Genomic DNA, 11,793 nt, shown 5'->3' with positions numbered 1-11,793 from the left:
AACCGTGTGAATGGCATATTGTATAACGCAATTGCACATTTGAACTGTATAACATGCTTATTTTTTAATTTCTTGTAACATTTATAGTGAAATCGCGCTAAATTATTGCCTTGTGTCTAAGACATGCTTCACTACAATGGCATATCTAAAAAATAAATTTTATACGAGTTGTCTGGATTTTTTTATGTATAAACCAACCGCGATTTTGTGGCAGCCTTTATTACCCAATTTTTTTAAAATTACAGTATTGGGTTCAGCTTTAGCTGCGCTAGGTCTGACGGGTTGTTCCTCGAGCCAAAGTGCAACGCAAGGATCAAAATCGAAACTGGTGGGTTCTGCATATCTGGATGCCGACAGCCTGGACTCTTTGGAAGATTTACTCTCTGCAACAGATATGCGTGCGGTAGAAGGGGATCGTCTGCTCATTTTAAAACACGGTGATGTTTGGAAGCGCATGACCGTGGGTTTTAAAATGGATCAAACCCATTGGGACTCGCGTATTGAAGCACAGCGTGGCTGGTTTATTTCACGTCAACCGTATTTAGACCGTTTGAGTGCACGTGCTTCACGTTATCTTTATCATACGGTGAAAGAAGCAGAGCGTCGTGGCTTGCCGACTGAACTGGCTTTATTGCCAATTATTGAAAGTTCGTATGACCCTGCAGCAACCAGTAGTGCAGCAGCAGCAGGCATGTGGCAATTCATTCCAAGTACTGGCCGTATTTATGGCCTGAAACAAACCAGTTTATATGATGGTCGCCGTGATGTCGTTGAATCGACGCGTGCAGCGTATGAGTTTTTAGGGGGGTTGTACAATCAGTTCGGTTCATGGGAACTGGCTTTGGCGGCATATAATGCAGGCCCGGGACGTATCCAGCAAGCGATTAACCGCAATAAGGCAGCAGGTTTGCCTACCGATTACTGGTCCCTAAAACTGCCACAAGAAACCATGAACTATGTGCCACGTTTCTTGGCGGTTGCACAAATTATTAAAAATCCGGGTGCGTATGGGGTGTCTTTACCTCCTATTGCCAACCGTCCACACTTTAGAGAAGTGCCTGTAGGGACAGTAAATTTAAATGAAGTTGCCTCTATTACAGGTTTAAGCCGTGCCGAGCTATATCAATTAAATCCGGGACATCGTGGAGATTGGGTGGATAGTCAAAGCCCAATGAAGATTATTATTCCTGCGGATTTAAGTCCTGCTATTGATGCACGACTAAAAAAATTATCTTCTAGTTCTGGTGGTTTATGGGCCAGCACTGCACAACCCTTTACGCCAGAAAGATCTAATCCACCTGAACTCAATACTCAAGTGATTAATCCGGTAAAAAAAGCACCCCCAGTATTAGCCACAACGACTACAAAAACCGCTCAACCCGTTGCAGCTACAGCAGTTAAAGCTGCGAATCCTGTGACCACAACCCAATCCTCAAATACACGGCGTATATCTACGCCTCAAGGTTCAGAAGCATTGGCATTGTTTGCATCGAATAGCGACATTCCAAGTGCACCACGTATTCCTGTTGCGGTTACTCCAGTGGCTAATGTTAAACCTGTAACCGTTGAGCCACCATTATCTGCGGCTGAACGTGAACAAATTTTGGCTGCAGTAAAAGCTGAAGGTGCAAATAAAACAGTTGAGCAAGTGCTACAACCTGTAGCCAGCAAAGCTGAACAAGAGATAGTGGTTGCAGAACTTAAAGCCATTGCACCGCAAGGCACAGAAATTACCGATCCATTTGACGGTAAAATTAAACTCACTGCGATTCAAACCAGTCAATCGGTTGCAGAGCAACAAGGCAAGGAGTTGACCAAAGGCTTTGCTTATCCTAAAGGGGTAGCGGAAAATACCAAAATTGATTCTGATGAGGCAAAACGTAACCAAGGTAAAAACTACGTTAAGACTGATTCAGAAATTGTGGTGGTTGCACCTAAAGGAAAACGCAGTACCTATACCGTTCTTCCTGGAGATACCTTAGCCGTTATTGCGATGAAAAATGGTTTGAACTGGCGTGATGTGGCGAAGTGGAATCAGATTGATCCAAATTCACCACTGTATGTGGGAACTAGTATTTATCTCTACGATGCGAAACCGCAAAGCACAGAAACATCTACTCAAGGCAAGGTAAAAACACAGCCTGAAAGCTATGTGGTTCAAGCCAATGACAGTTTGACTGGCGTCGCTAGCCAGTTTGGCATGTCAGTTAAACAACTTGCAGATTACAATAATTTATCAGTCAGCAGTGGTTTGCGTGTGGGGCAAAAATTGTCGTTAAAAGAAACGGCTCAAAGCAATTCCAATACTGCCGAGACGAAGGCTAATAACACGACGCCAGCTGCTAAAGTGAAAACCAAGTCCTATGTGGTCAAACGTGGCGAATATTTAAAATTGATTGCTGACCGTTATGCCTTATCTAATCAGGAGCTGGCAGATTTAACCACGGGTTTAACTGCGGGCAGTAGCTTAAGGGTGGGGCAAAAAATTAATGTTCCATTAAATGAAGTTGAAAGCAAAGTAGAGACTAAGCAGGAAGAAAAATCGACTCCAGTGAGAGAAGTTTCAGAACTCGCGTATAAAACTGAAAGCTATCGTATTCAACGGGGTGACACCTTATCCAGTATTGCGGCACAGTCGAAAATTTCTTTAACGGAATTAGCTCAACTCAATAAGTTATCCAATAGCAGCGGTTTGCAAGTCGGTCAGACCATTAAAATTCCTGCAGGTTCAACTGTTCCTGAAAGTTATACGGTGCAATCCGGAGATAGCTTGTCGGCTATTTCGGCTAAATATAATTTAGGCATGGATTATATTGCCAATATAAATGGCATTAACCGTAATACAGGCTTGCGTGTTGGACAGCGCTTAAAACTCAGTGGTGAAGCTGCACCTGCGGTTCAGTCTGTAAATGAAATAGTTATAGACAAAACTGAAAAAGCAGTCAAAGGTGTGAAGCCAACTGTGCATGTTGTGAAATCGGGTGAAACTTTAAGTTCGATTGCACGTCAGTATTACTTGCAGCTTCAGTATTTGGCCGATCTCAATCAAATCAGGACTAACAGCACTGTACGTATCGGACAGCAGCTAAAAATTGGTTTGCCGCCTGAAATTGAAGCGAGAGCCAACAGTATTCGCCCTGTCGTTGCAAGTCCGCTAAAAACTAAATCTTCATCTAAAAGTACTGATACCTATACAGTGAAACCGGGTGAGTCTTTAAATGCGATTGCGAATCGGGCAGGTGTATCGGTTGCTGAACTGGCATCATTAAATGATCTAAATGCACGTGCAGGTTTGCGTGTCGGTCAGCAGATCATGGTGCCTAAAACAGTCACAGAGTATAAGATCAAACGCGGTGATACCTTGATTGGCTTGGCCAACCGTTATGGACTGGATACGGATAAACTGGCGGAAATGAACGCGATTCAACCCAATACTCAATTGCGTATTGGCGATGTGATTAAAGTGCCGAACTTATAATTATAGGCAAAGACAGGGAGTCATTTTAGATGTCATTTGCTCTAGCAAAACGCTTGAGTTTTGCCTGTGGGGTTAGTCTTTTGACGCAAGGGTTGTGGGCTGCTGTGCAGACCACGCCTTATATTGCAATCCATAGCCAGCCGAAATACGCTGGCTTAGCCGTCATGCCTTATGCAAATGCCAATGCTCCCAAAGGTGGTTATCTAAGTACCGCAAGTAATGGCACATTCGATAACCTGAATAGTATGAATGGCAAAGGCAGCTCAACCGATGGCGTGGAATATCTGTTTGACTCGCTGATGTCGAATTCACTGGATGAGCCGGGAGTGATGTATCCCTTGCTGGCGGAGAAAGTGACTTATGATCCCAAGCAAACCAAATATGTCATTTTCCATTTAAATCCTAAAGCACGCTTTAGTGATGGCAGGGCAGTGACTGCCGAAGATGTGAAATTCAGTTTTGATGCCTATCAGACCAAGTCTAATCCGGGTTTGCAGATGTATCTGGCGGATCTGGATAAAACTGAAGTGTTATCCAGATCTGCGGTAAAAATGAGTTTCAAGTCTGGCAATAATGCTGAAATGCCGCTGATACTGTCGCAAATGCCGATTTATTCAAAACGTGATTGGCAGAACAAAGATTTTACCCGTGTCACCATGCAGCCGATTTTAGGTTCAGGGCCGTATCTGATTGATCGGATTGATGCCGGTCGCAGTATTACTTATAAACGTAACCCGAATTATTGGGGCAAAGATTTACCGGTCAATAAAGGACGTTATAACTTTGATCGTTTGAAGTATGTGTATTACCGCAGTTTGGATATTGCTTTTGAAGGTTTTAAGTCAGGGCAATATACCTTGCATGAAGAGTTTACTGCGCGTAAATGGGTCACGGAATATCATTTTCCTGCAGTAAAAACAGGGATGGTGGTGAAATACAGATTCAAGCATCAAAATCCCATTCCGACACAAAGTTTTGTCTTTAATACCCGCCGTACACCTTTTCAAGACATCAAATTTCGCCAAGCCATCACTTATGCATACGATTTTGAATGGCAAAACAAGGCGCTATTTTATGGACAATATCGACGATTACAGAGTTATTTTGCCAATAGTGAACTGGAAGCGAAAGGTGTTCCAAGCAGTGCAGAACTGACGATTTTAAAACCGTATTTATCTCAATTAAATCCGATTCAACGTCAGGGTGTTTTGAAGGATTGGAAATATCCGGTTTCCGATGCCAGTGGTTTTAACCGCAATAATTTGATGACTGCACGCCAGTTACTCATCAAAGCAGGCTATAGCTTTCAGAATGGACGCCTACTTGATCCCAAAGGCAAGCCGATTCGGATTGAATTTCTGATTCATCAAGATGGTTTGCAACGTACGCTGATGCCATTTATACGTAATATGAAACGTCTGGGTGTCGATGTGGCCATTCGTCATGTCGACGTGCCGCAGTACATTGAACGCATGCGCAGCAAGGACTTTGACATGACCACCAATGTGATGCCACAGTCTTTAAATCCGGGCAACGAACAGGCACAGTTCTGGGGCAGTGCTTCGGCAGATCAGCCGGGAAATTATAATTATGCCGGCATCAAAAATCCGGTGATTGATGAAGTGATTCAGCAGCTCATCCGTGCACCTGATCGTAAACAATTGGTGGTCAGAACCAAGGTGCTGGATCGTTTATTGCGTGCTGGATATTATCAAATTCCGACCTATGGTAAAGGTGAAAACTGGTTTGCCTATTGGAATATGTATCATCAGCCCAAGGTTAAACCGAAACTTTCAACAGGAATTGACTACTGGTGGAGTGACGCGGAACAAGCCAAAAAAGTCACTCATTATTTAGGTCAACAATAAGCAATAGCAAGGCACAAGGAACGTCGTTTCGATGGGCATATATATACTAAAAAGACTGCTGCTGATTATTCCGACACTGTTTTTCATTTTATTGATTAACTTTGTGGTCATTCAAATTGCACCCGGAGGCCCAGTCGAGCAAGCCATTCAACAAGCGGAAGCTTTTCAAGGTTTGGGCGCGACGGGCGGTGAAACCGCGACGGCTAAAAGCAATTATCAGGGTGCAAAAGGCTTGAGCGAAGAAATGGTCGAGAAGATCAAAGCGCAATATGGTTTTGATCAGCCTGCAACTGAGCGCTTCTGGATAATGCTGAAAAGCTATGTCACTTTCGATTTTGGCAGCAGTTTTTTTAAAGATAAGCCTGTGACCCAGCTGCTGTGGGAAAAAATGCCGGTGTCCTTGTCATTAGGACTATGGAGCACTTTGCTGATTTATCTGGTCTCGATTCCCTTAGGCATTAAAAAAGCCCGCCAACATGGCATGCTGTTTGATAAATCTACTTCCATGTTGCTGGCTGTTGGCTATGCGGTGCCTTCTTTTGTCTTTGCTGTGTTGCTGATTGTGTTCTTTGCTGGCGGATCCTATTTTCAGTGGTTCCCGCTACAGGGCTTGGTTTCAGAAAACTTTAGTGAACTGAGTGTATTGGGGAAAATTAAAGATTATTTTTGGCATATGACTTTGCCTTTACTTGCGATGGTGATTGGCGGTTTTGCTAGCCTCACCTATTTAACCAAATATTCTTTTATGGAAGAATTAAACAAGCAGTATGTCTTGGCGGCGCGTTCTAAAGGCTTAACCGAATCGCGGGTGTTATACGGACATGTGTTCCGTAATGCCATGTTGATTGTAATTGCGGGCTTACCTGAAGCCCTGATTGGAATTTTCTTTGTCGGCAACCTGTTTATTGAAATCATCTTCAATCTGGATGGTTTGGGGCTGCTCGGTTTTGAAGCGATTCAACAGCGTGATTATCCCGTGATTTTCGGAACCTTGTTCCTGTTTACCTTGCTGGGTTTGATTCTGCGTTTAATCAGTGATGTGTTGTATCAGGTGATTGACCCGCGTATTAATTTTGAATCGCGAGGTGCTGAATAATGTCACCTTTAATGCATGCACGCCTGAAACGCTTTCAGGAAAATAAGCTCGGTTTTGCCTGTTTAATTGTTTTCACTGTCATTTTTGTGTTGTCGCTGGCGTCTGAATTGATTGCCAACGATAAACCGCTATTAGTGAAATACGATCATTCACTTTATATGCCGGTTTTAAAATCCTATCCGGAAACCACTTTTGGCGGTGTCTTTGAAACCGAAGCCGATTATAAAGATCCTGTAGTACAGCAACTCATCAATGATAAAGGCTGGGCAGTCTGGCCGCTGATTAAATATTCCTACCAAACACCTAATCTGGAACTGGAGGTTCCAGTACCCTCAGCACCGACTTCCCAAAACTGGTTAGGGACTGATGACCAAGGGCGTGATGTATTGGCGCGTATTCTTTACGGTTTACGTGTGTCGCTGTTGTTTGGCTTTGCCTTGACCTTTGCTTCGGCCATTCTTGGAATCGCTGTCGGGGCGATTCAGGGCTATTATGGTGGATGGATTGATCTGCTGGGTCAGCGGATTCTAGAAGTGTGGGGTGGTCTGCCGATGCTCTTCATGGTGATGATTCTGGTCAGCATGTTTACCCCGAATGTGTACTGGCTGTTTCTGATTATGCTGTTATTCGGTTGGACCACCTTGGTGGGTCTAGTACGCGCAGAATTTTTAAAGGCACGCAATCTGGATTATGTTCGGGCCGCACGCAGTTTGGGTGTGGAAGATCGAACCATTATGTTTCGTCATATTTTGCCGAATGCGATGAGTTCGAGTTTGTCGCAGTTACCGTTTATGTTAACCGCCAATATCACCGCCCTGACTGCATTGGATTTCTTGGGTTATGGTTTACCACCGGATGCTGCGTCTTTGGGTGAATTATTATTACAAGGCAAATCTAACCTGAATTCACCGTGGTTGGCACTCTCTGGCTTCTTTACTCTAGCCATTGTTTTATCTTTATTGATTTATATTGGGGAGGCGACCCGTGATGCATTCGATCCAAGACGCCAATAATCCAGAAGCGGTATTAACTGTAGAACATCTTAATATTCAGCATCAACAACAGGTTTTGGTGGATGACCTGAACTTTAAGCTGCATGCAGGTGAAACTATTGCCATTGTCGGTGAAAGTGGTTCGGGTAAATCAATTAGTAGTCTGGCTGTGTTGGGGCTTTTACCGAGCACCTTAAAAATAAAGGGTCAGGCTTGGCTCGGGCAGCAAGATCTGTTGTCACTTAAATCTGAACAGCTGCAAAAAATTCGTGGCCATAAAATTTCCATGATTTTCCAGGAACCGATGACGGCTTTAAATCCCTTGCATCGGGTGGAGAAAATCATCGGTGAAACTTTATTGCTGCAAGGCTGGTCAAAGCAAAAGACTCAGGCACGCATTATCGAATTGCTGCAAGATGTCGGCATTACAGACCCGGAAGATAAATTGCGCCGTTATCCGCATGAGCTTTCCGGTGGACAGCGTCAACGGGTGATGATTGCCATGGCATTAGCCTTGGATCCAGACATTCTGATTGCTGACGAGCCAACCACCGCTTTGGATGTAACTTTACAGGCGCAAATCTTGCATCTGCTTAAATCATTACAGCAAAGCCGCAAGATGGCGATGATTCTGATCAGTCATGACTTAAATCTGGTACGTCGCTATGCCGATCAGGTGATTGTGATGAACAAAGGCATGGTGGAAGAACAGGGCAGGGTTGCGGAAATATTTAAAAATCCGAAACAGGCCTATACCCGAGATTTACTGAATCATGATTTTGGTGAAGCCATTCAAATTGCAGAAGCTCCCAATCTATTGGATTTACACAAGGTCGCGGTAAAATTTCCGATTAAGCAAGGATTGTTAAATCGGGTCAAAGACTACTTTGTGGCAGTAGAACCTTTGGATTTACAGTTAATACAAGGGGAATCCATTGGCATTGTCGGTGAAAGTGGTTCGGGCAAAAGCTCACTGGCTTTGGCGATTACCCGCTTGATTAAAAGTGATGGTGAAATTGTTCTGCTTGGCACAGATTTAAACCGGTGCAATGAAAAGCAGTTACGGCCTTTACGTGCCGAATTTCAGATTGTGTTTCAAGACCCGTTTAGCAGTTTAAATCCACGCTTGAATGTTGAACAAACCATTGGCGAAGGATTAGGCTTAAAAAAACTCTCCGCAACTGAAATATCACAGCGGATTGATGAAGCCCTGGAAAAAGTGGAATTGCCGGTTTCTTTTCGAAGCCGTTATCCGCATGAACTTTCCGGTGGACAGCGGCAGCGCGTTGCCCTGGCACGAGCCTTGGTATTGCGTCCAAAACTGCTGATTCTGGATGAACCGACCTCGGCGCTGGACCGTACCACGCAGCGTGCCATCGTGAAATTGCTCAGACGCTTGCAGCAAGAACATCAGATCAGTTATCTGTTTATCAGCCATGACCTGCAAGTGGTTAAAGCGCTGTGTCAGAAAGTACTGGTGTTACGTCGTGCGCAGGTGATGGAATTTCAAAGCACTGAACAGCTGTTTTTACATCCGCAAACTGAATATACCCGGCAACTGATTGAAGCCAGTCAGTACGTTTAAATTTACTGACATGTCATATTGTCAGAATAGTCATTGACGGATTGCAGAATAAGTTTAGGGTATTAAAGCTAAATAAATACAAATAAATCAGGATTGAAATATGAGCCATCTTGCTGAAGCGACCACGATTCGAAATACCCCCTTTAAAAATAGAATTATCAAAGCCGCGATGAGTGAAGCCTTGGCAAATGATCCCGGTCAGCCGAGCCAGTTACATTTTAATCTCTATGAAGCCTGGGCCAAAGGTGGCTTGGGCTGTGCCATTAGCGGTAATGTGATGGTAGATTTCCGCGCCAAAAATGAACCGGGCGTGGTGGTGATTGAATCAGAGCGTGATTTGGCTCAGTTGAAACAATGGGCAGAGATTGGTAAACAATATGGCATGGTACAGCTGATTCAATTGTCTCATCCGGGTCGTCAGTGTCCTAAAGGCTTAAACAAGGAAACCGTTGCACCATCGGCGGTCCCTTTTAGTGCAATGCTTGCGACAACCTTTGGCACACCACGTGAATTACGTGAAGATGAAATTCTCGACATAATTCAGCGTTTTGCCACTTCTGCCCAAATCTGTGAAAAAGCTGGTTTTGAAGGCGTGCAGTTGCATGGTGCACATGGTTATCTCATCAGCCAGTTTTTATCGCCCTTGACCAATAAGCGTCAGGATCAATGGGGTGGCTCGATTGAAAATCGCATGCGTTTCCTGTTAGAAATTTATAAAGCAGTACGTGCGGTCACTTCAGATCAATTTATCATTTCAGTCAAACTCAATTCAGCTGATTTCCAGCGTGGTGGCATTACCGAAGATGAAGTGGTTGCAGTCTTTAAAGCAATTGATGAAGCTGGAATTGATTTAATTGAAATTTCAGGTGGAACTTACGAAGCCCCTGCAATGGCGGGCGCTAAAGCAGATAAACGAAAAGTCAGTACCATTGCCCGTGAAGCCTATTTCCTTGATTTTGCTGAGCAGATTCGTCAACAGGTGAAATGCCATTTAATGGTGACAGGGGGCTTTCGTACGGTAGAGGGCATGAATGCGGCACTCGACAGTGGCGCCTGTGATTTTATTGGGATCGCCCGTCCATTGGCAGTGGAAACGGATTTAACCGATCGACTGATTGCTGGGCATGATGTTCGTTACGCAGTGGATAAAATTAAAACCGGTATCCCGATGGTCGATAAAATGGCGATTATGGAAATTATCTGGTATGCCGCGCAGTTTAAAGATATTGCCCAAGGTAAACGTCCCAACCCGAAACTGTCCCCGCTGAAAGTTTTCTTTAAATATGCCAAAGGCAATATCACCGCAATGATTAAAGGGCAGATTAATTCACGTCGCAGTGCTTAGTTTGGATGATCTAGCTTTCGACCCATAAGATGGAAATTTTATAGCAGATCATTGCCCTTTCTCTAATATAGCTTGAAAGGTGGGTCTGCTTTTTATATGTAGATATTTTGAGAGATTATTATTTTTCAAATTAAAAGATAGAAAGCTATTTTAGATTTAATGGTATTAAAAAAAAAAAGCCTGATTCATGATGATCAGGCTTTTTTGTTGAGATTTCTCAATCTCGAATATGGCGACCCTACGGGGATTCGAACCCCGGTTACCGCCGTGAAAGGGCGATGTCCTAGGCCTCTAGACGATAGGGTCATCTATATGAATTGGCGTCCCCACGGGGATTCGAACCCCGGTTACCGCCGTGAAAGGGCGATGTCCTAGGCCTCTAGACGATGGGGACGTTTCAGAGGTGGGCGTATAATAGGGTGGATATGACACCCTGTCAAACCTTTTTCAATGATAATCTTTAAAAACCCAATCAAGTGAATAAAAATAAAACAAATATGTGAAATATACTTTGAAATACTCTATTTTTTGCACGCTAAGGCATCCACGATGCTTTTGATGACAGCGGGATGTTGTAAATAGCCGGTAATGCTGTGGGGATTATGAATGAGCGTCGTAATCATTTGGTTAATAATGGGGGGATCAAAATCAAAAGGGGGTTCCGATAAAGGGAAAGCTGTTAAAAAGTCTTCAGGTGAATAGAAGTTGTACCAATCGCCTTGGAGCTGGGGTGGCCTGGAAATAGGGGGGATGAGTTTTTCCTGGATAACTTTAAAAGCCAGGGGGGAGCCTAATGTAATAAAGCGCTGGATTCTAAAATTTGTGAATTGATGCAGCAGGTTGTAAGTAATCACAGACCCTAATGAATGCGCCACGATAATGTGATCTGGTTCCGGGTGAAGGTAAGACATGATTCTGTGATGAACTTCATGCATAAAATCTGGATTGGAGAGGTATAAGTAAGTTTCGATTAGAAATTTATGAATCAGTGTTTCATGCAGTTTGGGATAATGATTGAGGAACAGGGATAATTCCCTGAATGCATGGTCTTTGGTGAGTGCCGAAATAACAGATAAGCGCTGAGTAAACGATTCAGAATGTTTTGGATTAAAAGTAGGCAATGCGTGGATGCAAGGTTGATGTTCTTGGACCATACAGCTGCTCTGTCCCAAGTGAAAGGGAAGATGCAGATGTGCGATTGATTTTGGTAAAAAGGTATCTAGATCCAGACTGTTATATAAATGATGTTTGCTCAGTAAATCTCCATAAAAGGGAAACCGGATCTCCAGAGATTTTAGGTCAATATCGAGATGTGAATTATTTAAACCGGACTGAAATGCAGTTAACCAATGTTGTTTTAATGAAGCTTGATCATAATTCTGTTGATTCATGCCGTGAATAAAAATGATTTTCATGCCGGATCAGATTT

The 11,793-nt window shown here is 43.6% G+C and carries 7 protein-coding genes and 2 tRNA genes; 6 read left to right on the top strand and 3 right to left on the bottom strand.

All coding sequences use genetic code 11. The features are described from left to right. The first annotated feature begins 184 nt into the window (after positions 1-184). The 6 genes from E0409_RS00725 to E0409_RS00700 all read left to right on the top strand — a co-directional run bounded on the left by E0409_RS00725 (position 185) and on the right by E0409_RS00700 (position 10,364). A complete protein-coding gene (locus tag E0409_RS00725) occupies positions 185-3,478 on the top strand; it encodes a LysM peptidoglycan-binding domain-containing protein (RefSeq protein ID WP_131286603.1) in 3,294 nt (1,097 codons plus the stop codon). Between the two features lie 29 nt (positions 3,479-3,507). Next, complete coding sequence (locus E0409_RS00720) at positions 3,508-5,346, top strand: extracellular solute-binding protein (protein WP_131286601.1); 1,839 nt, start codon at positions 3,508-3,510, stop codon at positions 5,344-5,346. A gap of 31 nt (positions 5,347-5,377) precedes the next feature. After that, positions 5,378-6,442, top strand: coding sequence for a microcin C ABC transporter permease YejB (locus tag E0409_RS00715; protein WP_131286599.1), 1,065 nt, complete (start codon positions 5,378-5,380; stop codon positions 6,440-6,442). Then, positions 6,442-7,455, top strand: coding sequence for an ABC transporter permease (locus E0409_RS00710; protein ID WP_131286597.1), 1,014 nt, complete (start codon positions 6,442-6,444; stop codon positions 7,453-7,455). The genes E0409_RS00715 and E0409_RS00710 overlap by 1 nt, the downstream gene beginning before the upstream one ends. After that, positions 7,430-9,019: an ABC transporter ATP-binding protein gene (locus tag E0409_RS00705; RefSeq protein ID WP_131286595.1), complete on the top strand. Its 1,590-nt coding sequence runs from the start codon at positions 7,430-7,432 to the stop codon at positions 9,017-9,019. The genes E0409_RS00710 and E0409_RS00705 overlap by 26 nt, the downstream gene beginning before the upstream one ends. 100 nt (positions 9,020-9,119) lie before the next feature. Then, positions 9,120-10,364 (top strand): NADH:flavin oxidoreductase/NADH oxidase family protein, encoded by a 1,245-nt coding sequence (locus tag E0409_RS00700; RefSeq protein WP_131286592.1) that lies wholly within the window; start codon positions 9,120-9,122, stop codon positions 10,362-10,364. A 230-nt stretch (positions 10,365-10,594) separates the two neighbouring features. On the opposite strand, the gene E0409_RS00695 is transcribed toward E0409_RS00700, so the two are convergent. From E0409_RS00695 to E0409_RS00685, 3 genes are all read right to left on the bottom strand, one after another. Beyond that, a tRNA-Glu gene (locus tag E0409_RS00695) sits at positions 10,595-10,670 on the bottom strand. 12 nt (positions 10,671-10,682) lie between these two features. Continuing rightward, a tRNA-Glu gene (locus E0409_RS00690) sits at positions 10,683-10,758 on the bottom strand. A 127-nt stretch (positions 10,759-10,885) separates the two neighbouring features. Beyond that, complete coding sequence (locus E0409_RS00685) at positions 10,886-11,779, bottom strand: hypothetical protein (RefSeq protein ID WP_131286590.1); 894 nt, start codon at positions 11,777-11,779, stop codon at positions 10,886-10,888. Positions 11,780-11,793 lie beyond the last annotated feature (14 nt).

It is taken from the genome of Acinetobacter sp. ANC 4862, assembly GCF_004336635.1.
Classification (GTDB): Bacteria; Pseudomonadota; Gammaproteobacteria; order Pseudomonadales; family Moraxellaceae; genus Acinetobacter.
Note: the sequence above shows the minus strand (reverse complement) of the source record. Positions and strands in the feature narration are given on the sequence as shown.

Bases quoted from the DNA above. Each gene is read 5' to 3' on its own strand.
- E0409_RS00685 (WP_131286590.1), bottom strand. From the start codon at position 11,779: ATGAAAATCATTTTTATTCACGGCATGAATCAACAGAATTATGATCAA.
- E0409_RS00725 (WP_131286603.1), top strand. From the start codon at position 185: ATGTATAAACCAACCGCGATTTTGTGGCAGCCTTTATTACCCAATTTT.
- E0409_RS00710 (WP_131286597.1), top strand. From the start codon at position 6,442: ATGTCACCTTTAATGCATGCACGCCTGAAACGCTTTCAGGAAAATAAG.
- E0409_RS00705 (WP_131286595.1), top strand. From the start codon at position 7,430: ATGCATTCGATCCAAGACGCCAATAATCCAGAAGCGGTATTAACTGTA.
- E0409_RS00720 (WP_131286601.1), top strand. From the start codon at position 3,508: ATGTCATTTGCTCTAGCAAAACGCTTGAGTTTTGCCTGTGGGGTTAGT.
- E0409_RS00700 (WP_131286592.1), top strand. From the start codon at position 9,120: ATGAGCCATCTTGCTGAAGCGACCACGATTCGAAATACCCCCTTTAAA.
- E0409_RS00715 (WP_131286599.1), top strand. From the start codon at position 5,378: ATGGGCATATATATACTAAAAAGACTGCTGCTGATTATTCCGACACTG.